Raw genomic sequence first — 25,540 nt, 5'->3', positions numbered from 1 at the left:
AGTCCAAGTCCTTGGGCTGAAAAGACTCTTCCGCGCCGATGCAGCAGGGCTCAAATCCCGGCGGCAGGCCAGTACTTGTCGTCGGTAAAATCGCTTGGGATGGGATTGAGCTGCTCGAGCTTTCCGGCGACGAAATCGATCTGCATCTTCAGGTACTGGATAGGCCCTGGGATAGGCGCGCCGGTTGCCAGGCTCCGCACCCGCCACTGCTCATAGCCCGCCGCCTTTATGCGTCTCTCCGCCTCGTCGCGGATGGTCACCGATCCGGCGGCCGTGACCTCCGCCGCCTTTCCCCCTTCGATCACTGTGAATTTCATGCCTGCCTTCTCGAATGGCTCCCTTATTGAGATCTTAACCGCCTGGGCTTGCCTGGACTTGTCGTAAGGGGGCGGCCAAGCCGCCCCCTTAAACGCATGCGATCTCAAGCGTTCAGACCGCTGCCCCATGGACCGTGATGGCTGTCTGCGCCATCGACACGGTCGAAACCGTGGGCGCCGAAGAAGTCGCGCTGCGCCTGGATGACGTTGGCCGTGCCGCGGCCGCGGCGGTAGCTGTCGAAATAGCCGAGCGCCGAGGCCAGCGCAGGCACCGGCAGACCGCCGAGGACGGCCGTCGAAACCACCCGTCGCAACGCGCCGTCGCTCTCCTTGACCATGGCGGCGAAGGCGGGGGTGACGATCAGGTTCGCGGCATCCGGTGCTTTGGTAAAGGCGGTGGTGATCTCGTCGAGGAACTGCGAGCGGATAATGCAGCCGGCGCGCCAGATCTTTGCGATCGTCGGCATCGGCAGGTTCCAGCCGAACTCCTTCGACGCCGCCGCCATCACTGCGAAGCCTTGCGCATAGGCGCCGATCTTGGCGGCGAGCAGCGCGTTTTCCAGGTCCTTGATGAAGCCGTCCCTGTCGGCCACCTTGATTTCGCCGACCGGCGGCAGACCGAGAACCTTTTCGGCGGCTTCCCGCTCTTCCTTCGCCGAGGAGATGCTGCGCGCTGCGACCGCCGCTTCGATTGCGGTCGCAGGCACGCCCATGTTCTGCGCCTCGATCACCGACCATTTGCCGGTGCCCTTCTGACCGGCCTTGTCGAGGATCATATCGACGATGGGCTTGCCGGTCAGCGGATCGGCGGCCTTCAAGACCTTCTCGGTGATTTCGATCAGGTAGGAGTTGAGCCGGCCCTTGTTCCAGGCGCCGAAGACCTCGCCGATCTCCTGTGCCGTCATCTTCAATCCGTCACGCAGGATCCCGTAAATCTCGGCGATCATCTGCATATCGGCATATTCGATGCCGTTGTGGATCGTCTTGACGAAGTGCCCCGCCCCGTGCTCGCCGAGCCAGGCGACGCAGGGGTCGCTATCATATTTCGCAGCGATCGAGGTCAGAACCTTCTCGACGCGCCGATAGGATTCTTCCGTGCCGCCGACCATGATCGAGGGCCCGTGGCGCGCGCCTTCCTCGCCACCGGAGACGCCCATGCCGATGAAGGTGAGACCCGAGTCCTTCAGCGCATCGAAACGGCGCATCGTGTCGCGGAAATTGGCGTTGCCCGCATCGATCATGATGTCGCCCTTGGCGAGATGGGGCTTCAGGGCCTCCATCTGCTGGTCGACCGGATCACCGGCCTTGATCATGATAATGATCGGACGCGGCGGGCGGATGGCGGCGACGAATTCTTCGATCGTTTCGCAGGGGACGATCTGGTCCTTGAGTGCGCCGGCCTCAGCGTAGAATTTGCGTGTCGCGTCGACCGTGCGGTTGAAAACGGCGATCCTGTTGCCTTTTTCAGCGATGTTGAGCGCCAGGTTCGAGCCCATGACTCCGAGACCGATTAGGCCGATTTCCGCCTGTGACACGTGATTGCCTCCATTGGACAGGAGAGCCGGCCACGGGGCGCAATCGCGCGCGTGCCGGCCCTTCGAATTGATCTGCGCGTGTCTGCCGCCCCCCAAGGAAATCAGGGACCGGACGGCACGCGGCGGCGGAGGCTGTTTTGGCATTCAAATCGATTTACGACAAGCCGTTCCTGACAAAATCAAACCTTTTCCGACCCCTGCTCGACGCCTTGAACACGCGCCGGAAGGCACCCTCTACGCCCTCCTTCTGAATGCGTCCGAAGCGAATCCACGGGATATATCGCCTCATGCCCCGTGTTCTGCCCGATCCAGCCCCGCAGAGCCTTGATCTGAGTCGAGTTTGCGCCCTAATGCCGCACAATACGTCCGAGTCCCCCGCGCGACGGGAACGAGGGGCCGGCGCGCAACCTCCAATGCAATAGGAGCGAGGACCGTATGGATACGATCATCGGCTTTCTGAACACGATCTTCTGGGGCTATGTGCTCATCTATGGTCTGCTTGCGGTCGGCCTTTATTTCACGGTCCGGCTCGGCTTTCCCCAAATCGTTCATTTCTCCGAAATGTTCCGGGTCTTAAGCCGCGGCGGCAGCAAGGATGCGGCCGGGATCAGCCCCTTCCAGGCGCTTATGGTCAGCCTCGCCTCACGTGTCGGAACCGGTAACCTCGCCGGCGTGGCGGTCGCTCTTTATCTCGGCGGACCCGGCGCGACCTTCTGGATGTGGATCGTGGCGTTCGTCGGCATGGCGACCGCCTATGCCGAGAGCGCGCTGGCTCAGCTATACAAGATTCGCAACGAGGACGGGCAATACCGCGGCGGGCCGGCTTTCTATATCGCTCGCGGCCTCAATGCGCCCTGGGCGGCCACGATCTTCTCGGCCTGCCTCATCCTCTCCTTCGGTCTGGTGTTCAACGCCGTTCAGGCAAACTCGATCGCCGATGCGGTCCAGGGCGCCTTCGGCGTGCCCAAACTCGCAGTCGGCGTGGCCGTTGCCCTCCTCTCCGGCGTGGTGATCTTCGGCGGCATCCGCCAGATTGCCCGCGTCGCCGAGATTGTCGTTCCCTTCATGGCCGCGGCCTATCTGCTCACGGCCGTCTACGTGCTGATCGCAAATGCCTCGGCGGTGCCGGGCGTACTCTGGACGATCATCTCGAGCGCCTTCGGCTTTCAGGAAGCGGCCGGCGGCATCACCGGCGGGATTGCTGCAGCGATGCTCAACGGCGTCAAACGCGGCCTCTTCTCGAACGAGGCAGGCATGGGCTCGGCCCCGAATATCGCAGCCGTGGCGACGCCTGTACCGCACCATCCCTCGTCGCAGGGCTTCGTGCAGTCCCTGGGCGTCTTCATCGACACGATACTGATCTGCACCGCGACATCGGTGATGATCCTGCTTTCGGGTACGCTGGAACCCGGCTCCGGCGTCACAGGAACACAGCTCACGCAGGCGGCGATGAGCACCCATATCGGCTCGGCCGGCACCTATTTCATCGCCATCGCGATCTTCTTCTTCGCCTTCACCTCGATCATCGGCAACTATTCATACGCCGAAAACGCGCTGACCTATCTCGGCGGGGGCAACCGACTCGGGCTTATGATCATGCGTTGCGCCACGCTGGCGATGGTCGTCTGGGGAGCCTACGAAAGTATCACCACCGTTTTCGACGCGGCCGACGCCTCCATGGGACTGATGGCGACGATCAATCTCGTCGCGATCCTGCTCCTTTCGGGGACCATCGCAAAGCTGACGAAAGATTATTTCGAACAGCGTAAAGCGGGCGCCGTCCCGGTTTTCCACGCGGCCGACTATCCGGAACTGCAGGGAAAGATCGACGGCGAGATCTGGTCGCGCGATTAGAGCCAGCTGGGATCGCCGAGGCACTCCTTGCCTCGGCGATCGGGCATTGACCGCGCAGGTTCGCCGGCGCAAAAGAGGGCAATGGGAACGTCCTGCCCCGTATATGACAAAGACGCCCGCGCCCCCGAACGGCTCCAGCAGGAGGCCAGGCTGAGGCTCGGCCCTCCCGCACTCGCGCAGACGAGCGGAATCTATCGTGAGCAGTCGCCCCCAGCGGCGCTCGCCTTCCACTTCAAATGCCTCTGGCTGCATCGCATGCCCGACGGCGCCCCTTCGAGCATCGCCGTCGTACCCGACGGTTGCAGCGACATCATCTGGTCGTCGAAGGGGCTCGCCATCGTCGGTCCCGACAGGATTGCCGCCTTTCCCGAGCTTCCTGCCGGCGAAACCATCATCGGCGCCCGATTCCGGATCGGCGCGGCGGCGTCGTGGTTGCGGACGCCGCTCCGTGAAATGACCGGCCAAACGGTGCCGCTCCATCTCGTCTGGGGACCGGCTACGAACGAGATCGAGGCGCGGATCAGGGATGCAGCGAGCACGCCGGAGCGGCTCGGTGTTCTTGCCGCGGCCCTGCTTGGACGTCTATCCGCCGCCGAGCCGCCGCCGCCGGACATTGCGGCTTGCGTCGCACATCTCCAGGTCGGCCGGTCGACCGTGGACGATGCTATCCGGACCCTTGTCCGTGAGATCGGCACCAGCGAGCGGACTCTTCGCCGTCACTGCCACGAGCATCTGGGCTACGGCGCAAAGACCCTCGGCCGCATTCTTCGCCTGCAGCGCTTCCTGGCCGCCTGCCGCTCGCGGCCCGGGGACACGCTGGCAAATCTCGCTGTCGATGCCGGCTATGCCGATCAGGCCCATCTTGCCCGGGAGGCAAGAGGGCTCACATCCTTCACGCCGCGCGAAATCCAGCGGCAGTTGGCCGCGCGCTTCGGCATTGGCCGGGTTGAGAATTTCCGCACAACGACCTGATTCAAAAGACTTTGTCACGTCCATAGGCGACCGGCACCGTTAATCGGTTTCGAGCCTACGCGGCAAGATTGGCCGTTTCGTTCAAGACCATTGCTTGGCGCAATGCTATAAATCCCCTCGACGGAGAAACACATGGCGACGATGACGGCCCGGATCATTCACACCTCGATCGAGCGCGACTGGCGCGAGGTCTATGCCTTCATGGCCGACCACGAGAAGATGCCGCTCTGGGCGACCGGTCTCTCCTCCGGGCTCACGCGCGACGGCGACGAGTGGATCGCACCCGGCCCCCTCGGAAATGCCCGCGTCCGCTTCGTTGCCGATAACGAATTCGGTGTGGTGGATCACCTGGTGACACTCGATAACGGCGCGCGCGTCCACAATGCGCTTCGCGTCGTGCCGAACGGCGACGGTGCGGAAGTCATGTTCACCCTGCTCAGGCAGCCCGGCATGACCGATGCGCAATTCGCCGAGGACGCGGCCTGGGTCGAAAAGGACCTTGCCGCGCTCAAATCCATCCTGGAAACCGGTAACCACAATCAGGAAAGCGGCAAAGATAATGGCCAGCAAAGGTAACGACAAACGTATCGACTATGTCGAATTCAACGTGACGGATATCGCCGCAAGCAAGGCCTTCTACGGGAGCGCTTTCGGCTGGACCTTCACGGATTACGGCCCGGAATATTGCGAGTTCGCCGATGGGCGATTGACCGGCGGTTTCACGACACTCGGCCCGGTCCGCAGCGGCGGTCCGCTCGTCATCATCTATGCCGACCAGATCGAGGACGCTCAGCGACGGGTCGAAGCCGCAGGCGGCAAGATCGTCAAGCCTATCTTCACCTTCCCGGGCGGCCGGCGGTTCCATTTTGCCGACCCCGATGGCTATGAGCTGGCGGTGTGGTCCGCGCAGTAGCCGTACGCCTGTTCATTCGCCGAAGCGGATGAACAGCGCGCCGACGAGCCCGAAGACGACGATGCACTGCAGGATGAACATGGGCCACTCCTGTGACATCTCGTTTCCTCCTTTCGGCGGACGCTGTCACGATTCCCTTCGCGCATGCCCGGCGCACTCCAGACAATCCCTGAATCGGCACCGATTTGAGGAGACGGCGGTTTACGAGGGGAAAAGATGTGCGTCAGGAGACCGGCTCAAAGAGACCGCTTGATGTGCCAGCGGTCATGATACCAGAGCCACTGGCCCGGATATTCGCGAACCCAGCTCTCGACCTTGTCGTTCAGCATCTGCGCCGTTGCCGTGACATCGACGCTGCCATCGGCCCTGCGGGGGATCTCGACCGCCGGCTCGAGCTCCAGCCGGAAGCGGTTGCCGGGCAGGCGAATGCAGCGGGCGGGATAGACCTCGCAATTGAACTGGCGGACGAGCTTGGCAAGCAGCGGATTCGTCTGCACGTCCTGCGCGAAGAATTTCGTCTTCAGGCCCTTACGGAACTTCTGGTCGACGAGCACGCCGACGCCGCCGCCGCGTTCGAGCTGCCTGGCAAGGGCGAAAGAGGAGCCGGCATGCGACGGCACGAGGTTGCCCATGCGCTCCTTGCGGAATTCGAATACCCGGTCGGCGAGATAGGGATTGTTCGGCGGCCGGAAGAGCACCGTCACGTCGAGGCCGAAGGCCGAGCCGGCAACCGGCAGCATCTCGAAATTGCCGCTATGGGCCGTGAAGACGATGAACGGCCGTGGATTGTCCCGCAGTTCCAGGAAGAGCGGGATGCCCGAAACCTCCACCCTGCCCGGCTCCGCGCGCGCCGGATCGAAGTCGAAGAGCTGATCGAGGAACACGTATTCGGCGGCGAGCCGCCCCATATTGCCCCAGCTCTCGAGCGCGATCGCCTCGATCTCGGCATCGCTCTTCTCGGGAAAGGCATTGCGCAGATTGATCAGCGTCAGCTTGTGACGACCAGTCTTCGGCCCGATCCAGCGGGCAACGCGATCCATGAAGTTGATGGCCATGTCCGCGGGGAAAAGCTTGAGTATCGTGAGAAGCAGCAGGACGAACTGCGCGATCGACCATTGACGGAAGCGATCCGCAGCAAGCACCAGCCGTGTGATCAGCATCCGCACGAAGATCAATCCATCCGCAACACGATCTTGCCGAAGATCTGGCGCGACTCCATACGCTCCAGCGCGCGGTCGATATCGTTGAGCCCCACCTCGGTGTCGATCACCGGGTGAATGAGCCCGCGCCCCATCTTCTGCATGGCGTTCGCCATGTTCTCCATTCGGCAGCCGAAGGAGCCGAGCAGTTTCAGCTGCTGCTGGAACAGCATCATCAGATTCATGTCGGTCGAGACACCGGAAGTCGAGCCGCAGGTGACGAGGCGTCCACCACGCTTCATCGACAGCATCGAGCCCGCCCAGGTATCCTTCCCGACATGTTCGAAGACGACATCGACGCCCTTTTTCTTCGTCAGCTTCCGCACCACGCCTTCGAAACGATCGATCCGGTAGTTGATGACGTGGTCGGCACCGAGCGCCTTCGCCCTGTCGATCTTGTCGTCCGATCCGACTGTGGTGATGACCGTGCAACCGATCTTCTTGGCGAGCTGGATCGCGGCCGTGCCGATACCGGATCCGCCGGCATGGACGAGGATCGTCTCGCCGGGTTCGAGCTTGGCGTTGTCGAACAACATGTGCTCGACGGTACCGAAGGTGACCGGCGCCAGCGCCGCGCCGATTTCGTCGACGCCGGGGGGTGCAGGCACCAACAGGCGCGCCGGAAGGTTGACCTTCTCCTGCGCGAAGCCGTCCAGATGGAAGCCATGGACGCCCCCGACATGTTCGCAGAGATTGTCGCGCCCCTCGCGGCACGGGCGGCAGAGGCCGCAGGTACGCGCACCGTAGATCGAGACGAGCTGGCCGGGGAGCACATTGGCGACGCCCGGGCCGATGCTCTCCACGACGCCGGAGGCTTCCGCGCCGATGACGAGCGGCATCTTGCGCTTGGCGAAAGCCATGCCGCGCCAGCCCCAGACGTCGATATGATTGAGCGCGACCGCCTTGACCCGCAGCGTCACCTCGCCAGGACCGGGCGCCTCCGGCTCCGGCACATCGGTGATTTCAAGCTTGCGGTCATCGAGCAATTGCAGGGCGCGCATGGTCTTTTCCTTTGCATATGTCGTTGTCGCGCGAGAGTTGCGCGGAAGGGATAGACCCCCTCTGGCCTGCCAGCCATCTCCCCCACAAGGGGGAGAGTAGGCGTGGCATGCCTTTCGCCTTCCAATCAAGGCTCATCTTGTTGCGACGCTTGGAGCGAAGCGAGAGGCCAACCGCACCTTTCTCCCCCCTTGTGGGGGAGATGGCCGGCAGGCCAGAGGGGGCCTTTTTCTTCCACTCAGGCCGGCTCGGCGGTCATGACAAGGCTGGCGTTCTGGCCGCCGAAGCCGAAGGAGTTCGACAGCACTGCAGTCACCTGCTGGCTGCGCTTCACGTTCGGCACGACATCGAGAACGATCGCCGGGTCGGGGTTCTGGTAGTTGATCGTCGGCGGCAGCGTGCCGCTGAGCATCGTCTGGAGCGAGAAGACCGCTTCGACCGCACCGGCTGCCGTCAGCGTGTGACCGATCATCGACTTGTTGGATGAGACCGGGATCGACGGCAACCGCTCGCCGAAGACCGCGGACATCGACAGATACTCCATCTTGTCGTTTTCGGGCGTGGAGGTGCCATGGGCATTGATGTAGCCGATCCCGGCTTCGTCGATGCCCGCATCCGCAAGTGCCGCGCGGATCGTCGCGATCGCCGGTCCGCCATCGGGGGAGGAACGGGTGCGGTGGAAGAGGTCGGCCTTTTCGCCGCAGCCCTTGAGAATGCCGTAGATGCGGGCGCCGCGAGCGACCGCCGCTTCCAGCGATTCGAGCACCAGCGTCGCGGCGCCTTCCGCAATCACGAAACCGTCGCGATCCTTGGTGAAGGGCTTCGAAGCCTTTTCCGGCGGCTCGTTCTGTGTGGAGAGCGCCGAGAGCAGCGAGAAGCGGATGAGGGCCTCGGCACTGACCGAGCCGTCCGTCGCAACCGTGAGCGCCCTGTCGGTCCTGCCCTGGCGGATGGCTTCGACGCCGAGCTGTATGGCGGTCGCCCCGGATGCGCAAGCCGTCGAAAGCGTCACCGGAAGGCCGCGCGTACCGAAGCGGTCCGCAAGACGCTCCGAGATCGAGCCGAATAGCACGGCCTCGTGGAAGGTCGGATCCGCCTTCTGCCGCATTGCCGCGAGGAACCGATTATAGGCGTCGCCCGGCTGGCTCGACGGCGGCGAGCGGTCGGCAAGCTCGAAACGGGCATTCCATTCGGGCTCGATCGGCGGGGCCGCCAGGAAGAGCGGGCCGTTGAAATCGCCGGAAAGGCCGGCCTGAGCCAGGGCCTCCAGCGTCGTTTCGCGCGCCATCGCATAGGAACGCTCGACGGCATTCTCCGCAGGAATCTCGATGAAGTCGACCGTGCCGCTGATGCGGGTCGAAAGAGCATCGGTCGGGAACCGGGTGATCTTGTGAATGCCCGATACGCCCCCGGTGAGCGCCGCCCAGTTGTCGTCGAGCCCCTGCCCGAGCGAGGTGATGACGCCCATGCCGGTGACGGCAACGATCGGACGGCCGAGGTGGTCCTTATAAGCCTTGCTCATAGTTCGAGCTCCTTATTCCGCGGCAAGCACGGCGACGCCTTCGCCACGGGAGTGGCCGATGGTGGTGACGACCGCCGCCCTTGCCGGGGCCAGCATCGGGGCTTCGGCGGCGGGGTCGAAAGGTGGAACCTTGGCTGCGTGTCCGAGCGAGAGCGCGGCAAGGACCATGCCGACCGGAAACTGCGCCTCGATGCCGTGACCGACGAGCCCGCCATAGGCACGGACCGGCCGGCCGGCGAGTTCGGTTTCGAGAAACGCCTTTTCCCGTCCGGCAAGGTCATGGAAGCCCGAGGTGCCGGAAAAGACGACGGTCGACTGCGGATCGAGCTCGAGGGCCGGCTTCGATAGATATCTGAGGCGCGCTTCGAGCCGCCCGTCCTCGCGGCCGCCGCGGTCGCCGCCGATCGCATCGATCGCCGCATAGATGCGGGCGCCGCGTGACTCGGCATATTCGCGCGACTCCAGAACCAGGAAGGCGCCAACGGAACCGAGGATCATGCCGCCCCCGTCCTCGGGCTTGCGGGACCAGATCGGATGCCACTCACCGAGCGCATGGCCCTGGATCGCCTCGATCATCAGGACGATGTCGAGACGCTCGGCCGAAAATGCACCGCCGACCAGCGTGTGGCTCGACTGACCGGCCTTGATGCGGGCAAAGGCCGTCTCGATCGCGGAAATGCCGGCCGCCTCTTCGCCCATGAAAGTGCGCGACGAACCCGTGACCTTGTGCACGATGGAGATGTTGCCGGCGAGAAGGTTGGAAAGCTGCGCCAGAAACAGCGTCGGGCGCAGCTCCGTCGTCAGCTTCTCGTTCAAGAGCCGTTCGCGGTCGTTGCGCTTCAGCGCCTCGTCGACGATGAGCGAGTCGACATTGATGTCGCGCTCGCCGCCGCCGGCCGCGACGATCATGTCCATGCTGCCGCAGGCTTCGAGACTGTCCTTGAGACCAGCGTCGTCGAGCGCCAGGCCGGCAGCGAAAACGCCGAGACGCTGCCAGTTCTCCATCTGCCGCTGGTCGCCGCGCTTCGGAATCTGCTGCGACCAGTCGATTTCCGGCAACGGGTGGACCGGATAGGGTGCGAAACGTTCCGTTTCGATGCGAACCCCAGGCGGCTTGGCCGCGCCGAGCAGCGCCACATGAGGCTCGGCGCCGACGCCCTGGCTCGTCACGATGCCTACCCCGGTGATCACCACATCGTTCGCGGATTTCGTCATCTTCACTTCTCCGAACCGGCCATCGCGGCCATGAGCCCCAGTTCTTCCGCACGCTTGCGCACGATTTCGCCCAGCGGCACCTGGTCGAACGGGATCGTCCTCAGCTTCAGCTGAGCATCGCATATCTTCTTGCCGCCAGACGCAATCCTGGCCTTCGTCACTGCAAAGCCGGATCCCTCGTGCTCGAGCAGAGCCTCTATCTCGAGCTCGGCATTCGGTTCGACGAAGCTGCGCATCTTCGCACCGTCGACCGTCATCAGGAACGGCATTGCGGCGAATTTCGTCGCGGCCAGCACCAGGAAGCCGGAAGCCTGCGCCATGGTTTCGATCAGCAGCACGCCCGGGACCAGCGGGTAGCCGGGGAAATGCCCCTCGAATACCGGGCTCTTCTCCGGCACGACCGAGCGCGCCACCAGACGGCCGGCCGACAGATCGACGGTTTCGACCCGGTCGATCATCTGGAAATATTCAAGGAGCATGCAGGCTCATCCCATTCGTTTCGCGCTCAAGTAAAAATGCCGATGCCGCCTGTCAAGCGCGGGGCGCGACAGGCGGCATCGGGAAAGGGGCCGATCCGTGTCAGCGATGATCGCCAAGCTCCGATCGCAGATGAAAGCGCGATCCACGCGGAAAGCCGCTTCAGGCTTTCCTCAACCCGCTTTTGCGGCCCGCAGCTCGTCGATCTTGGCACAAAGGTTCTTCAGCACGAAGTACTCCTCGGTCGAGACCTTGCCTTCGTTGACTTCCTGAGTCCACTGCTCCAGCGGAATCTTGATGCCGAATTCCTTGTCGATCGCAAAAACGATGTCGAGAAAGTCGAGGCTGTCGATGCCGAGATCATCGATCGTGTGGCTTTCCGGCTTGATCGTCTCGCGATCGATCTCGCTCGTTTCCGCGATAATATCGGCAACCTTGTCGAATGTAGCTGTCACGCGCATACCTCTTAAAATTCGAGTCTTGGCGAACCCTATAGAAAAATGCACCGCAAAAGCCAATGCCCCATGGTCTTTTGCCACCGCGATTTGGAGAAGGTGTTGCTCAACGACGACCGTGTAGGCCCTGAGCGGGGTTACTTCGTGATCCGGGACCTAGAAAAGCAGAAGCGGCAAAGCAGCAGCCGCGAAGGCGAAGGTCATCACCGAACAGGCCGCATAGAAGACGGTGACCGCAGCCTCGATATCCTCGATGGCAGCAACCGCACGGCCGGCGTCGTTCATCATGGGCTCGTCGACCTTCACACCACCATAGATTCTCGGTCCTGCAAGCTGAACGCCGGTTGCGCCTGCCATCGCAGCTTCGGGCCAGCCGGAATTGGGCGAGCGGTGAAGTCCGTGATCGCGCCGCGCCACCTCGATTGCGGTTTTCGCCGCTTCCGCACCGCGCCTGAAATAGGCGCCGGCTGCGATCAGGAGGGCCGAGAGCCGTGCCGCGGGCAGGTTCGCCAGATCGTCGAGCCGCGCCGAGGCCCAGCCGAAATGAAGATATTTCGGGCTCTTGTGGCCGATCATCGAGTCGGCCGTGTTCAGCATCTTGTAGGCAAGAAGGCCGGGAAGTCCGGCAACCGCATACCAGAAGGCGGGAGCGACGACGCCGTCTGAAAAGTTTTCAGCAAGGCTTTCGATAGCCGCGCGGCAGACCGCCGGCTCGTCGAGTGTGTTCGGATCGCGTCCAACGATCATCGATACCGCCTCGCGGCCGCCAGCAAGTCCATCGCGTCGCAGGCCGGCGGCGACCCGGGAAACGTGATCTGCAAGGCTCTTCTGGGCGAGGAAGACGGCCACCGTGACAACCTCGAGCAAAGAGCCGAGGGCGCCAAGCACATCGAAAAGCCGAGCGAGCACGACACCCAAGGCCGTGGCTCCGGCGAGCAGTACCAGTATGCCGACGACACCGCGGAATTTCAGCCAGGCCTTGGTGAATTCGCCGCGGTTAAGCGCCTCGTCCACGTATTCGACCGCCTTGCCGAAGAACACCACCGGATGCGTCAGACGCGACCAGAGCCAGTCCGGATCGCCGAGGACGCGGTCCAGCAGCAGCGCTATCACAAGGATAAGAAGTATTTCAGCCGACACTACACACCCATCCGGTTCAAAGCCTCGGCGAGACGACGGTCGCCCTGCGCGTTCGGTGACAATCCGATACGCAGCCAGCGCGGATCGTAGTCGAACTTTCGCGTCAGGATATGCGCCTCGCAGAGCGCCGCGTGAAGATCGTAAGCCCGTTCGTGTTCTACGAGCGTGAAGAGGCCGGTGCCGCCGACCACATCGAGCCCGGCGCCGAAAAGCACCGCGTCGAGCGCGGCCTTGCGTTCCGCGATGCCGACCTTGATCCCCAGCGTGTCGCCTTCCATCAGCTTCGCCGAAATCGCAAGTGCCGGACCCGAGACCGACCAGGGGCCGAGCCAGTCACGAAACGAGTCCTCGACCGTCCGGCTCGCGACTACAAAGCCGAGCCGAAGACCCGCAAGACCGAAGTATTTCCCGAAAGAACGGAAAACGACGAGGTTGTCATTGGCCGCAACGTGTCCGGCGACGCTTGCGTCCGGCTCCAGATCCCCGAAGGCCTCGTCCACCACGAGCAGGCCGCCATGCGCCCGCATCGCCTCCGCCATTGCAAGGATTTCCTCCGGCGGAAAGCGCCGGCCGGTCGGATTGTTTGGATTGACGACGACCGCCAGGCCGTGCGCCGCCTGGAGATCACCGGCGCACGTGACCGAATCGACGACCAGGCCGGCGGCTTTCAGTACGCGCGCATATTCGCCATAGGTCGGCGCGAATATGGCGACGCGCTTTCTCTGGCCGGCGATCCGCGGGAGCAATTGAATGGCGGCCTGTGTTCCGGGCACCGGCAATGGCATGAGTTCGCCCGTCCGATAGTAGCGACTGGCCGCCGCACGCGCTGCCTCTTCCACATGCCGATCCGGCAATCGGTGCCAGACGCGCGCGTCGATTTCCGGCAGGGCGGCGGGACAAGGGTTGATCCCCGTCGAGAGGTCAAGCCAGTCTTCGGGCGTCCCCCCGAAGCGCGCTGCGGCTTCCGTGATCCCGCCGCCATGAATGATGGGAGCGGCCATGATCATTCCGAGAAATCGATGAGATGCATGAAGGAGCCGGCAACGTTCCGGCGACGGAGGCCGGCGCGGCCGAGATCGAGCCCTGCCGCGTCACGTACCGTGAAGAGCGGCTCAGCCGCGCCCTCCGAAACGATCGTGGCATAGTGAAATTCGTGCGCCGTCATCGGTCCCCGGAAAAACACGTCGTCAACCGGCGTGACGCGCCGGTAGCCGAGATGCCGCTTGCGTTCGGCGAAGCTCGTGACGAGCGGCAAAAGCCCGAGCATCTCGTAGCGCCCGCCATCCGCCGCGACAAGCCCCTCGCCGAGCACCATGTAGCCGCCGCACTCCCCGAAAACGCGCGCCCCGCCCCCAGCTGCCTTGTGCATGGCCGCGCGGAAATTCGAAGCATTGGAGAGCTGTTCCGCATGAAGCTCGGGATAACCGCCGGGGAGATAGACCGCATCGGCACGCGGATCGGGCGCCTCGTCCGCAAGAGGCGAGAAGAATGTGACTTCGGCCCCCTGCCCGCGCCAGCCCGAAAGAAGATGCTCGTAGCAGAAGGCGAAGGCCACGTCGCGCGCGACGGCTGTCCGCTGGCCGAGCGGCTTTAGCGTTCCGGCCCTCTCTCCCACCGTCAGCGGCGTCGCCGCAGCAAGCACCGCCTCGAGATCGCAACCCGATGCGACCCGCATTGCCGCGTGATCGATGAAGGCTTCCAGCGATCCATGCTCGCCTGCCTGTACGAGGCCCAGGTGGCGTTCGGGCAGCTTCAGTGCAGCGTCCTGTCGCAGTACGCCGAAGACCGGCATCGCAATTCCGGCAAGCGCATCGCGCAGCATTCCCTCATGCCGGTCGCTGCCGACCCTGTTCAGAATGACGCCCGCGACACGGACATCGTCGCGGTGACGGGCATAGCCGCCGACCAGGGCGGCCACGGAATGGGAGAGGCGCGCGCAATCGACGACCAGGATCACTGCAAGTCCAAGTGCTGCGGCGAGATCCGCCGGCGCGCCCGTGCCGTCCGCTGCACCGTCAAAGAGGCCCATCATCGCCTCCATGATCAGCACCGAGCCGTCTTCCGCCGCAGCCGCCGCATTGGCTAGGAGCAGCTCGGGGCGCATTGCCCAAGGGTCATAATTGAAGCAGGGTTTGCCGCTGGCAGCCGTGTGAAAAGCCGGGTCGATATAGTCCGGCCCCGCCTTTCCAGGCGCGATCGAGAGCCCGCGCCGTCTCAATGCCCGCATCAGGCCGAGCGTGACCGTGGTCTTGCCCGAGCCGGAGCTCGGGGCTGCAATCATCAGTCCATTCATGCCGGGTTCCGGAGAATGCGGCTCGAAAACGGATCGGGAGCGAGCGCCCGGCCATCGAGCGCGCCAAGCCAGTCGAGCGAGGCGCGAAGCCGGACGACCTCGCCGACGACGACGATTGCCGGCGGCTCGAGCCCAGAAGCGGTCACATCGGCTTCAGCGGACGAAAGAGTGGTTTCCAGCACCACCTGTTCCGGTGTCGCCGCATTGCAGACGAAGGCCACCGGCTCGTCCGGCGAGCGGCCGGCGGCCATCAGATTGGCGGAGATCTGGCCGATATGCTTCATCGCCATGTACATGACGATTACCGGAGAGCCCTTGGCAATGCCTTCCCAATTGATCCTGTCCGGCACGACGCCGGAAGAGTCATGGCCGGTAAGGAAAGTCACCGCGTGGTTGACCTCCCGATGCGTGACCGGAATGCCGGCATAGGCAAGCCCGCCTATGCCCGCGGTGATCCCGGGAACGATGCGGAACGGGATGCGGTGCTCGACCAGGGTCAGCGCCTCCTCTCCGCCTCGGCCGAAGACAAAGGGATCGCCACCCTTGAGGCGCAGCACCCTCTTCCCTTCACGCGCCAGTTCGACGAGCCGCAGCGAGATGTCGCGCTGTTTCGGCGAAGGCTTGCCGCCGCGTTTGCCCGCAAATTCGAGTGCTGCACTCGCTTTGGCGAGCTTGAGGCAATCACCGTTGACCAGCGCATCGTGAACGATGACATCCGCCTGGCGAAGCGCATTGGCTGCGTGTAGGGTCAGAAGGCCGGGATCCCCCGGGCCCGCACCGACGAGCCAGACCGAACCCGGCTCGAGTTCAGGCAGGCCAGCAAACATGTCGGTCATCGGTCGATACTCCGGGCAAAGCAAGGCATTCCATCCGATCCAACCGAGGAAAAACTTGAAGTCGTTATGCAGGAAACAATGGCAGATAATTGAATCGGCTCATCAAAGAAACTGCAAAATTCGCCCGAGGCCATCACATGGCTCCCCTTGCATAATCGGCCGGTCCGGCGATTGCCGCCGTCGCCCGCACCGATCGGATCTTAGGCACGAGCAGCACCGCGTCGCACCCTGCGGCCGCCAAGGCCGCGCCCTCAGCGACGCCGTGGCAACCCGTATGGGCAAAGACGACCTTCGATGGATTTTTTAGACGCGACGATTGCGCCTCCAGCGTGGCAGCGTCGAAGAAATGCGTGGGCACCGAAAAGTGCCGCGCGACCGCATGGATCGCGGGCTCATCGGTCCGCGCATCCAGAGAGGCGACGAGTCCGACATCCTTGCCGGAAGCGCCGGCGTCCGCAAGCGCCTGTTCGGCAAGCGCGATAACCTCTTCGGGCGCAGTGTTGCGCTCGCAGCCAAGGCCGAGCACAAGTTTGGCGGTGATGTGTCCTTCGGCGGAAGGCATATGCGGTGCGGCTCCCATGCGGCGTCGGCGTTCCATACGAAGCGCCGGCCCGGCGAAATGCCACGTACCGGTCCGGACAGCACCGGATCAAGCCCCCTGCATGGGTCGGCCGCACCGGACGCTCTTTCAGTCCGCCTGAACGGACGCCGTCGCATGATCGTCATTTTTATCGGAGCGCTTCAGGTCGGTCAAACCGGATTGCGCCATCCACGTGTCGCAATCCGTGCAGCCACGGGATCGACCTCAGACAATTCTTTGCATTTCGGCGTCACCTCTGACACAAGGCGGCTGAAGCAGTTCCCGCCGCCCTATTTGCTCGAGACTCCAGTGCACGACCTGGCCCTCCACATACTGCTCTTTCTTTTCGCGGCCGCATTCCTTGCCGGCTTCATCGATTCGATCGCCGGCGGCGGCGGGATGATCACCATCCCGGCCATGCTGATCGCGGGGATTCCACCGCTCGAGACGCTCGGCACCAACAAGCTGCAGTCGCTTTTCGGCTCCGGTTCGGCGAGCATCGCCTATGCCCGGCACGGCCACGTGAACCTCCGAGAGCAACTCCCGATGGCGCTGATGTCGGCGGCAGGCGCGGTATTGGGCGCATTGCTGGCGACGGTCGTTCCCGCGGACGTTCTGGAGGCCGTGCTGCCGTTCCTGTTGATCGGCATCGCGCTCTACTTCGGTTTCAAGCCGAATATCGGCGACCTCGACAAGCATCGGCGCCTGTCGGTTTTCCTGTTCACAATCACCTTCGTGCCCCTGATCGGCCTCTATGACGGCGTTTTCGGTCCGGGCACAGGTTCCTTCTTCATGCTCGGTTTCGTCTCGCTTGCAGGCTACGGCATCCTCAAGGCGACGGCGCACACGAAATTCCTGAATTTCGGCTCCAATATCGGCGCATTTTTCGTCTTCCTGCTCAGCGGCGTCGTGCTCTGGAAGATCGGCCTGACGATGGGCGTCGGCCAGTTCCTCGGCGCGCAGGTCGGCTCGCGCTATGCGATGGCAAAGGGCGCGAAGATCATCAAGCCTCTGCTGGTCGTCGTTTCGATCGCGCTCGCCATCCGGCTGCTCGCCGACCCGGAATATCCGCTGCGTATCTGGCTGAGGCTGTAGGCCACAATACCAAACTGACCACGGATTAGCCGTTCCAGACGAGATGTCCGCCGCCCAGATCCGATGGCGGCGGGAAGGATGGCGCATAATCCAGGGCGCGCACAGGACTCGGCAGGTCTTCCGCTTTCGGCACGAAATCCCGGCGTACTCGGCCCGGATCGGCCACGGGAACGGCTGCCATCAGTTTCTTCGTATAGGGATGCTGCGGACTCTCGAAGATCTGCCGCCGCGTGCCCATTTCGACGAAGCGGCCCATGTACATGACCGCTACCCGGTGGCTGATCTGCTCGACGACCGCCATGTCGTGCGAAATAAACAGGTAGGAGACGCCGGTCTCGTCCTGGATGTCCTGCAGGAGATCGAGCACCTGTGCCTGGATCGACACGTCGAGTGCCGCGACGGACTCATCTGCGACGATGAGCTTCGGTGAGAGAGACAGGGCGCGCGCGATACAGATGCGCTGCCGCTGACCGCCCGAAAACTCATGCGGGTAACGCTTCATCTGCTCGGGCGACAATCCGACCCGCTTGAAAAGATACTCCACCCGGTCACGCAGCTCGCTTCCGCTTGCAAGGCCGTGGATCACAAGTGGCTCGGCCACCAGATCGCCGACCCGCATACGCGGATCCAGCGATGCGTAAGGGTCCTGGAAGATCATCTGGACGTCACGCAGGATGGGCCGCATCGTGCTCCCTCGCAAGCCGCGCGTGGAGCGTCCGTCGACGCGTATGTCTCCCGTCCACGGGACAAGGTTCAAGAGCGCCTTGCCGGTCGTCGACTTGCCGCAACCGGACTCTCCGACGAGAGACAGCGTCTCACCCCTGCGCACGGACAAAGAGATGCCCTCCACCGCGTGAAGTCGCCTGACCGGGCGCTGAAGGATGCCGCCCTTTATGTCGAAACGAACCGTGAGGTTCTCGACCTGGAGCATCGGCTGTTCGGCGCCTGGCTCAGATCCTGCCTCGACCGCCTTCCCCGCTGCACGCTTCGGCGTCTCCGTTCCCGCCATTTCGCCAAGGCGCGGCACGGCGGATAGGAGCTCCTTCGTGTACGCATCCTGCGGATGCGCGAAAAGATCCCTGCTGGTTGCGTGCTCCACGGTACGGCCATGCTTCATCACCAGCACCTCGTCGGCCATTTCCGCGACCACGCCCATGTCATGGGTGATCATGATCACCGAAATCCCGTGATCGGCCTGCAGCTTGCGGATAAGGGCCAGGATCTGCGCCTGAACCGTTACGTCGAGCGCCGTCGTCGGCTCGTCGGCGATCAGGATTTTCGGGTTTTGCGCGAGCGCCATCGCGATGACGATTCGCTGACGCAAGCCGCCGGAGAGCTCGTGCGGATATTGGCCGAGCCGCCGCTCCGGCTCCGGAATCTGAACCTGGTCCAGGAGTTCGGCGGCCCGCGCCCGCGCGGCGCGCCGGCCACTGGTGTTTCCGTGGGCGGTGATCGCCCCGATCAGCTGATTTCCGACCGTCATCACCGGATTGAGCGAGGTCATCGGCTCCTGGAAGATCATCCCGATCTTGCGCCCGCGAATCCGCCGCATGCGTGCTTCCGGAAGCGCCAATATGTCCTCGCCATCGAGAGTGGCCGAGCCGCCCGCAATTCGTGCCATCGGCTTCGGCAGCAACTGCATCAGCGAAAGCGCGGTCATCGATTTACCCGATCCGCTCTCGCCTGCAAGACAAAGCGTCCTGCCGGGAAGAAGATCGAAGGACAGACGCTCCACCACGACCTTCGGCCCGGTCGGCGTAGCCACCTGGACGGTCAGATCCTTCACGGAAAGCAGAGAGGAAGTCATCAGGCAGAGGCCTTGGCAATGTCATCGGAAGGACGTCCTGTCCCGCCGAGGCGGGGCAGGACCGGTTCGTCACGCAAAGACGATGCGCGGGAAATAGAAGGACACGACCCAGTTCGGCTGGTCGACGATCTCGCTGATGCGAAGGTCGCCGCAGACGGAGCAGAGCATGTAGGCGTCTTCCGGCTTCATGCCGCGTGTCGCACAGAGAAGGTCGATCATGCCGGACACGGCCGCCCGCGCACCTTCCATCAGATCGCTTCCAATACCGGTCGTGACCTCATAGCCCTCGGCATCGAGATGCCGTGTGACGGGGCCCGGCGTGGTAAAGCGCGGCATCCTGAGATTGGCGTCCTTCACCAGTTCCAGCTTCAGGACCACGTCCATCGCGCTTTCGATGGCCGTGCCGCAGACTTCGCCATCGCCCTGCGCCGCATGCGTGTCGCCGATGGAGAACAGGGCGCCCTCCACCTCGACGGGCAGATAGAGGGTTGTGCCCGCCGCCAGGTCGCGAATGTCGAGATTGCCTCCTACCCGCCGCGGCGGAACCACGGAATGCAGCCCCGGCTCTGCCGGCGCGAGCCCGATCGTGCCGGCGAAGGGCTTCAGAGGAACCCGGCCGAACTCGCCAAAGGCTGCGGGAGCGAGCGTAGCCGGATCATATTTCCAGAGTGTCAGCGCCGGCTCCGCGAACTGGTCGGCGAGGAGCCCGAAGCCCGGAATATTGGCCGTCCAGCCAAAGCCGCTCGGCTTGAAGTGCTCGATGGTCACCTTCAGGGCGTCACCCGGCTTGGCCCCATCGACATAGATGGGACCGGTGACCGGATTGACCTTCGTGAAATCGACCGTCGAGACATCGGCAACCGTGCTGTCGGCGGTGAAATGACCGGAACCGGAGTCCAGGCAATTGAACTCGAGCCGCGATCCGGGCGCCACGGTTTCCACCGGCGGGATCGAATGATCCCAGCCGTAGTGGTGATGGCGTCCGTGGATGGTGTAGTCGCAGTTACTGCACATCTTTTGCATATACCTGATCGTAGTGGACGGGGATGTGGACCGGATCGACAAACAGCTTGTCGTCGCCGCCGATACGCTCCGAGCGGATGGTGAAGCGCTCCTCGTTGAAGATCGGCGCCCAGGGCGCGTCCTCCATGATCTTCAGATAGATGTCGCGCCACAGGGCCTCGCGCTCCGCGGCCTTTGCCGGGTCGGCGATGGCGTCGGCTTCGGCTGCCTTCTTGTCGAGCTCTTCATTGCAGTACCAGGACCAGTTCCAGCCTCCCGGCACGGCACCGCCGCAACCCAGAATGGGGCCGTAGAAGTTCGACGGATCGGGGAAATCGGCAATCCACGCCATGCCGCCCGACCAGATCATCGGCGCCTGGTTTTCCTCGCCGCCGGCCGCGATGACATTGGCCTGTGCGAGCGACTTGATCGATGCCGTGATGCCGATCGCCTTCAGATCCTGCTGGATCGCCTGGGCGATGCGCGGCTGCGGGTCGGTGTTCATGACATAGAGTTCGGTCGAGAACCCGTCGCCGAGGCCGGCCTGCTCGAGCAGCTTCTTGGCGCCTTCGGGATCGTAGGCATAGCCTGCGTAGTCCTTTGCATAGCCGGGCATCGAGGGCGGCAGCGGCTGGTTGGCAGCGACCGCGCGACCGTTGATGATACGCAGGATACGATCCTTGTTGATGGCCATGTTCACAGCCTTGCGCACCTCGACCTTGTCGAAGGGAGCCATCTTGACGTTCATCGTCACATAGCCGGTGTGCAGCTGGCCGCCCCGGATGATCAGATCCTTGAAGTTGGGGTCGTTCGTCACCTCGACGAACTTCGCCGGCGGAATGCCGTCTCCGGGCACGTCGATTTCGCCGTTCTGCAGGCGAAGAAGCGCAACGACCGGCTCCTGGCCAACCTCGAAGGTGATGCGGTCCAGCTTCGGAAGCCCTTCGTTCCAATAGTCGGTGAAGCGTTCGAACACCAGACGCTGCCCAAGTGTCCATTCGGCAAGCTTGAAGGCACCGGAACCGACCGGATTCTTACCGAAATCGGCGCCGTGTTTCTCGACCTCCTCCTTCGGCACGACATGGGCAAAGTTGAGCGCCATGACGTGGAGGAAAGTGGCGTCCGGGCGGGTCAGTTCGAACCTGATCGTGTGCGGATCCTGCACCGTGATGCCGGATAGCTCGCCACCCTTGCCGGCCGAGGCCTCTTCGACCCCTTTGATCGTTGCAAAGAACCCGGCACCCGGGCTCTGGGTCGCCGGGTTCACCACGCGCTCGATCGAATATTTCACGTCTTGGGCAGTCAGCTCGCGGCCGTTGTGAAACTTGACGCCCTTGCGCAGCTTGAACGTGAAGATTTTGCCGTCCTCCGAGATTTCGTAGGATTCGGCAAGGTCGGGACGCAGCTCGGTCGTGCCCGGGACATAATCCATCAGACCGTCGAACAGCGACTTGATCATCGACCAGTTCTGCCAGTCGTAGCCGATCGCCGGATCGAGGGTCGAAACGTCGTCCTTGTAGGTGACGGTCATTTCGCCACCCTGCTTGATGTCGTCGGCAAGCGCGGGATTTCCCATGAGTGCGGCGGTGCAGACGCCGGCCAGTAGCAAGTTCCTCATCTGAAGTTCCTTTCTTGATGCTGCAGTTTTTTCTTCCCGCGTCAGCGCAGCTTGATGCGCGGGTCGATAAGCGGTGTGATGAGGTCGGCGAGCAGGTTGCCGAGCACGATTGCAAACGCAGAGACGAGCGTGACGCCCATGATGATCGGGATGTCCACCCGCTGGATCGCCTGCCAGGCCAGCTGGCCGATGCCGGGCCAGCCGAAGACGCTTTCCACCACCACGATGCCGGACATGAACAGACCGATGTCGATGCCGATCATCGCGATAACGGGCAGTATCGCGTTGGGCATTGCGTGCCGGAACAGGACCTTGGCGCGACCGGCACCGGTTGCGCGCGCCGTGCGGATGAAATCCTGGCGCATCACTTCGATCAGCGAGGAACGCATCATGCGCGAATACCAACCGGCGCCCAGGAAGCCGAGCGTAACGGAGGGCAGGACCAGATGGGCGAAGGTGCCGTAGCCGCCAATCGGGAACCAGCCGAGCTTCACGGCGAAGACGTAAAGCAGCAGGATGCCGATCACGAATTGCGGCGCCGACACCCCGACGAAAGACGCGATCATCAGCGTATCGTCGGTGCGTGAGCCGCGCCGGAGCGCCGCGACGATGCCCATGGTGAGCCCGAAGATCAGTTCACAAGTGATGGCTCCGGCCATCAGCACGAGGCTTGCCGGAAGGCGCGATGCGATCAAAGTGGCGACTTCCGTCTTCTGCAGATAGGAGCGGCCGAAGTCGCCCTGCACCAGGCCCGTGACGTAACGCAGATACTGCTCGTAGAAGGGCAGGTTGAGCCCGAGCTGTTCGCGGATGTTCTCCACGGTCTGAGCCGTTGCGCTGCGGCCGGCGATCTGTCTGGCCGGATCGGCCGGTATCAGATAGAGCAGAACGAAGGTGACGAAGCTGATGCCAAGCAGGATGACGACCGTCTGAAGCAGTCGCCGCGCGATATAGGCTGCCATCAATGCCTCCCCTGCTGCGTCGGATCGAGAACATCGCGCAGCGCATCGCCGACCAGGTTGAAGGCGAGCGCGAGCGCCAGGATCGCCGCACCCGGTATGAACACCAGCCAGGGTGCCGACGTGAAATAGGTCTGGTTTTCGAAAATGATGTTGCCCCACGACGGGATGGGCGGCTGCACGCCGATACCGAGGAATGAAAGCGTCGCCTCCAGTAGTACAGTCGTCGCAATGCCGAGCGTCGCCCAGACGATGATCGTGGACAGAAGATGCGGCAGGATGTGACGGAAGAGAATGCGTCCGGCGCCGGCGCCCATGGCCCGCTCGGCAGTCACGAAATCGCGCTCGGCGATCGAGCGGGTTTCGGTATAGACGACGCGGGCGATCTGCACCCAGTTCACCATGGCGATGACCATCGCCACGATCCACAGGCTGGGCGTGAAGATCGCAGCCAGAACGATGGCAAGGAGAAGTGCCGGAAAGGCCATCATCAGATCGGTGAAGCGCATCAGCACGGTGTCCACCCAGCCCCGGAAATAGCCGGCTGCAATGCCGACGAGCGAGCCGATGACGACGGCAATGCCATTGGCGACCACGCCGATGACGAGCGAGGTGCGCGCGCCGTAGATCAGGCGGCTAAGGAGGTCGCGTCCGACAAGGTCGGTACCCAGCCAGAACTGGCTGTTGGGCGGCAGCGGCGCGCCTTCGATGGTCAGACCCTCGAAGAACTGCTCGTGCGGGTCATAGGGCACGACCCAAGGCGCAAGCGCTGCTGCGCCCACCACCACGATGATAACCGCAAGACCGATGAGCGCAAGCGGCCTGTGCAGGAGGCGCGTCCACACGCCCGGTGTCCTGTTCTCTTTGCTGCGCGCCGTTTCAGCGACCATGGTCGGCATTCTTCAATCCGTGGTTCTCGAATTCCTGGACGATGGCCGCAGCGACGTCCTCGATGCTGCAGCTGCGCGACATCGCGGTCAGGCGCAGGTGCTGGTAGGCTTCGCTGGCCCCGCAGTTCTTCCGGAGCATCAGCAGTGCCGTCGCCTCCGCAAGTTCCTGGCGTCGCGCGAGGCGATCCTTCAATGCGGCGACGTCACGATCGAGCGCACGGCGGCGGACAAAACTGTGGCTTGCGACCATCAGAGCACTGTACAGCCCGGCGCTGCCGATGGGCTTCAGGAGCTGCGCGTCGGCCCCTTGCGCGATAGTCCAGGCGATGCGGCCGGGTGCCTCGGAGCCGATCAGTGCGATCATCGGCAAGGGGGCTTCCCCCTGACGCCAGGGAAATTGCTCGTCGTGACCCATATCTGCGTCGATCAGGAGGACGTTGAACTCCTCTGCAGATCGATCCCTGGGAAAATCCGGCCAGGCCTGTTCCGCCGCAATGCCTATGCGGGCGCATTGGGCAAAGAGAGCGTCGACGTTCTGATGCGGCCGGTGCAGAATGAGCGCCCGCCAGCCATCGAAATTCGGGGTGTTATGAACGGAACTCATTTCACCACCTTCAGTTCGGGCCGCCCCTCGTCCCGCCCCAACGGGCGGACAAGCGGCGTGGATGTCAGGAACGGATCCGGCGCGATGGCTTCATACGAGCGCTTGACGATCTCGAAACTGCCATCCGCACCCGCGCGGCCGATATGGGCAGGCAATTCCACGTGGTTCGTCCATCGATCGACGCTGATGGCCCCGAGCGGCGTGTCGACTGCCTGCCCGCACAGGGCGGCGCGTACAAGATCCGCATCGTCGCTGCCGCTGCGCGCGATCGCCTCGGCGATCATCACCACGGCACTGAATGCCTGCACATAGAAGGCATCGACCACGGCACCCGGATCCAGCGCCGCAAGTGTCTTCAGGAAGGAGTCGTTTTCGGGCGACTGGATCGTGCGGAAATAGCAGCTGACCGTGAAATGTCCCGCCGCGGCGTGTCCGAGCCCGGCGATCTCGCCCTCGTACAGATTGCAGCTGATGACCGGGCATCTATCCGGATGGAAGCGATCATCTGCTTCAGCGAGAGCCTGAAGTGCGCGCAGAAAAGCGTAGGACGACGGTCCGATCAGGTTGTTCAGGATAAAATCCGGTTTCTTCTCGCGCACCTCGTCGATCAGATGGGCGATATCCGTGTCTCCCATCGACACGAAACGCTCGCCCAGGATCTCGCCGCCCGAGCGATGGAGAATGTCGCGTGCGATCCGGTTGGTCTCCCAGCCCCAGATATAGTTGGAGCCGACAAGCATCGCCCTGCTGCCGAAGCGCGGCGCGATATAGTCGAGAAGCGGCACCAGGTGCTGGTTGGCACAGGCGGCAACGTAGATAAGGTTTTCGGAAACCTCGAAACCTTCATAGACGCATGGATACCAGAGCAGCGCGTCGAGCTTCTCGACCACGGGAATCACTTCCTTGCGGCTCCAGGAGGTGGTGCAGCCCACCACATGGCGCACACCGTGCTCGCGGATCAGTTGCCTGCAAAACGGTGCATAGCGATCCGCCTCGCCCGCGGGATCGAAATGATGGGCCTCGAGCCTGAACGGGAAACGCCGGGATGCATTGACATGCTCGATCGCTGCCATCGCGCCGCCAAAGCCCTGGCCCGCCGGCTGCGCATAGCTGCCGCTCCGCGAGAACAATACTCCCACCGGGTAGGTAACGTTGCCTGTCATTCGCCCCTCAAATGCAAAAAGGCCCCGCAGAGAAACAAAGTTTCTCTTCGAGGCCCAGATGCCGACAGATAATTTCAGCCAAGCCTAACGCTAGG

At 63.3% G+C, this 25,540-nt stretch carries 25 protein-coding genes; 5 read left to right on the top strand and 20 right to left on the bottom strand.

Going from position 1 to position 25,540, the window contains the following annotated elements:
* Positions 1–50: 50 nt before the first annotated feature.
* Positions 51–317 carry a hypothetical protein gene (locus JOH52_RS14750; protein ID WP_013844584.1) on the bottom strand — a complete coding sequence of 89 codons (267 nt, stop codon included), beginning with the start codon at positions 315–317 and terminating at the stop codon, positions 51–53.
* Between the two features lie 104 nt (positions 318–421).
* Positions 422–1,852: an NADP-dependent phosphogluconate dehydrogenase gene (gndA, locus tag JOH52_RS14745; RefSeq protein ID WP_107010507.1), complete on the bottom strand. Its 1,431-nt coding sequence runs from the start codon at positions 1,850–1,852 to the stop codon at positions 422–424.
* 435 nt (positions 1,853–2,287) lie between these two features.
* Between gndA and JOH52_RS14740 the strand changes: the two genes are divergently transcribed.
* The 4 genes from JOH52_RS14740 to JOH52_RS14725 all read left to right on the top strand — a co-directional run bounded on the left by JOH52_RS14740 (position 2,288) and on the right by JOH52_RS14725 (position 5,591).
* Positions 2,288–3,706, top strand: a complete 1,419-nt coding sequence (locus JOH52_RS14740; protein ID WP_010969573.1) for an alanine/glycine:cation symporter family protein — start codon at positions 2,288–2,290, stop codon at positions 3,704–3,706.
* An 81-nt stretch (positions 3,707–3,787) separates the two neighbouring features.
* Positions 3,788–4,678, top strand: a complete 891-nt coding sequence (locus tag JOH52_RS14735; RefSeq protein ID WP_014529374.1) for a helix-turn-helix domain-containing protein — start codon at positions 3,788–3,790, stop codon at positions 4,676–4,678.
* Between the two features lie 132 nt (positions 4,679–4,810).
* Complete coding sequence (locus JOH52_RS14730) at positions 4,811–5,254, top strand: SRPBCC family protein (protein ID WP_010969575.1); 444 nt, start codon at positions 4,811–4,813, stop codon at positions 5,252–5,254.
* Entirely contained in the window at positions 5,238–5,591 is a 354-nt protein-coding gene (locus JOH52_RS14725; protein ID WP_010969576.1) for a VOC family protein, read from the top strand. The genes JOH52_RS14730 and JOH52_RS14725 overlap by 17 nt, the downstream gene beginning before the upstream one ends.
* Before the next feature lie 236 nt (positions 5,592–5,827).
* Here JOH52_RS14725 and JOH52_RS14720 read toward each other — a convergent pair whose 3' ends face one another.
* The 11 genes from JOH52_RS14720 to JOH52_RS14670 form a co-directional block, all read right to left on the bottom strand.
* Positions 5,828–6,751: a lipid A biosynthesis lauroyl acyltransferase gene (locus JOH52_RS14720; protein WP_013844587.1), complete on the bottom strand. Its 924-nt coding sequence runs from the start codon at positions 6,749–6,751 to the stop codon at positions 5,828–5,830.
* Between the two features lie 11 nt (positions 6,752–6,762).
* Positions 6,763–7,791: a zinc-binding dehydrogenase gene (locus JOH52_RS14715; protein WP_010969578.1), complete on the bottom strand. Its 1,029-nt coding sequence runs from the start codon at positions 7,789–7,791 to the stop codon at positions 6,763–6,765.
* 236 nt (positions 7,792–8,027) lie between these two features.
* A complete protein-coding gene (locus JOH52_RS14710) occupies positions 8,028–9,311 on the bottom strand; it encodes a beta-ketoacyl-ACP synthase (RefSeq protein ID WP_003530769.1) in 1,284 nt (427 codons plus the stop codon).
* Between the two features lie 12 nt (positions 9,312–9,323).
* Positions 9,324–10,526, bottom strand: coding sequence for a beta-ketoacyl-ACP synthase (locus JOH52_RS14705; RefSeq protein WP_010969579.1), 1,203 nt, complete (start codon positions 10,524–10,526; stop codon positions 9,324–9,326).
* A 2-nt stretch (positions 10,527–10,528) separates the two neighbouring features.
* A complete protein-coding gene (locus tag JOH52_RS14700; protein ID WP_013844588.1) occupies positions 10,529–11,005 on the bottom strand; it encodes a 3-hydroxyacyl-ACP dehydratase FabZ family protein in 477 nt (158 codons plus the stop codon).
* A 171-nt stretch (positions 11,006–11,176) separates the two neighbouring features.
* Positions 11,177–11,464: an acyl carrier protein gene (locus JOH52_RS14695; protein WP_010969581.1), complete on the bottom strand. Its 288-nt coding sequence runs from the start codon at positions 11,462–11,464 to the stop codon at positions 11,177–11,179.
* A 150-nt stretch (positions 11,465–11,614) separates the two neighbouring features.
* Complete coding sequence (gene cbiB / locus JOH52_RS14690) at positions 11,615–12,598, bottom strand: adenosylcobinamide-phosphate synthase CbiB (protein WP_010969582.1); 984 nt, start codon at positions 12,596–12,598, stop codon at positions 11,615–11,617.
* Positions 12,598–13,599, bottom strand: coding sequence for a threonine-phosphate decarboxylase CobD (gene cobD, locus JOH52_RS14685; RefSeq protein WP_010969583.1), 1,002 nt, complete (start codon positions 13,597–13,599; stop codon positions 12,598–12,600). The genes cbiB and cobD overlap by 1 nt, the downstream gene beginning before the upstream one ends.
* Positions 13,600–13,601: 2 nt before the next feature.
* On the bottom strand, positions 13,602–14,891 hold the full coding sequence (locus tag JOH52_RS14680; protein WP_010969584.1) for a cobyrinic acid a,c-diamide synthase CobB: 1,290 nt from the start codon (positions 14,889–14,891) through the stop codon (positions 13,602–13,604).
* A complete protein-coding gene (gene cobA / locus JOH52_RS14675) occupies positions 14,888–15,727 on the bottom strand; it encodes a uroporphyrinogen-III C-methyltransferase (protein ID WP_010969585.1) in 840 nt (279 codons plus the stop codon). The genes JOH52_RS14680 and cobA overlap by 4 nt, the downstream gene beginning before the upstream one ends.
* 133 nt (positions 15,728–15,860) lie before the next feature.
* Positions 15,861–16,289, bottom strand: coding sequence for a cobalamin biosynthesis protein (locus tag JOH52_RS14670; protein WP_010969586.1), 429 nt, complete (start codon positions 16,287–16,289; stop codon positions 15,861–15,863).
* A gap of 327 nt (positions 16,290–16,616) precedes the next feature.
* Here JOH52_RS14670 and JOH52_RS14665 point away from each other — a divergent pair, with 327 nt between their 5' ends.
* A complete protein-coding gene (locus JOH52_RS14665; protein WP_026029710.1) occupies positions 16,617–17,402 on the top strand; it encodes a TSUP family transporter in 786 nt (261 codons plus the stop codon).
* 25 nt (positions 17,403–17,427) lie between these two features.
* On the opposite strand, the gene JOH52_RS14660 is transcribed toward JOH52_RS14665, so the two are convergent.
* From JOH52_RS14660 to JOH52_RS14630, 7 genes are all read right to left on the bottom strand, one after another.
* On the bottom strand, positions 17,428–19,209 hold the full coding sequence (locus tag JOH52_RS14660; RefSeq protein WP_010969588.1) for an ABC transporter ATP-binding protein: 1,782 nt from the start codon (positions 19,207–19,209) through the stop codon (positions 17,428–17,430).
* Between the two features lie 69 nt (positions 19,210–19,278).
* Positions 19,279–20,223 carry an acetamidase/formamidase family protein gene (locus JOH52_RS14655; RefSeq protein ID WP_003530745.1) on the bottom strand — a complete coding sequence of 315 codons (945 nt, stop codon included), beginning with the start codon at positions 20,221–20,223 and terminating at the stop codon, positions 19,279–19,281.
* Positions 20,213–21,829, bottom strand: coding sequence for an ABC transporter substrate-binding protein (locus JOH52_RS14650; RefSeq protein WP_010969590.1), 1,617 nt, complete (start codon positions 21,827–21,829; stop codon positions 20,213–20,215). The genes JOH52_RS14655 and JOH52_RS14650 overlap by 11 nt, the downstream gene beginning before the upstream one ends.
* A 41-nt stretch (positions 21,830–21,870) precedes the next feature.
* Positions 21,871–22,791, bottom strand: a complete 921-nt coding sequence (locus tag JOH52_RS14645) for an ABC transporter permease (RefSeq protein WP_010969591.1) — start codon at positions 22,789–22,791, stop codon at positions 21,871–21,873.
* A complete protein-coding gene (locus tag JOH52_RS14640; RefSeq protein WP_010969592.1) occupies positions 22,791–23,687 on the bottom strand; it encodes an ABC transporter permease in 897 nt (298 codons plus the stop codon). The genes JOH52_RS14645 and JOH52_RS14640 overlap by 1 nt, the downstream gene beginning before the upstream one ends.
* Positions 23,668–24,282: an ANTAR domain-containing response regulator gene (locus tag JOH52_RS14635; protein ID WP_010969593.1), complete on the bottom strand. Its 615-nt coding sequence runs from the start codon at positions 24,280–24,282 to the stop codon at positions 23,668–23,670. The genes JOH52_RS14640 and JOH52_RS14635 overlap by 20 nt, the downstream gene beginning before the upstream one ends.
* Positions 24,279–25,445, bottom strand: coding sequence for a transporter substrate-binding domain-containing protein (locus JOH52_RS14630; protein ID WP_010969594.1), 1,167 nt, complete (start codon positions 25,443–25,445; stop codon positions 24,279–24,281). Before JOH52_RS14630 ends, JOH52_RS14635 begins: the two co-directional genes overlap by 4 nt.
* Between the last annotated feature and the right edge of the window lie 95 nt (positions 25,446–25,540).

This window comes from Sinorhizobium meliloti (assembly GCF_017876815.1).
Classification (GTDB): Bacteria; Pseudomonadota; Alphaproteobacteria; order Rhizobiales; family Rhizobiaceae; genus Sinorhizobium; species Sinorhizobium meliloti.
This window is presented reverse-complemented; position numbering and strand designations above follow the sequence as displayed.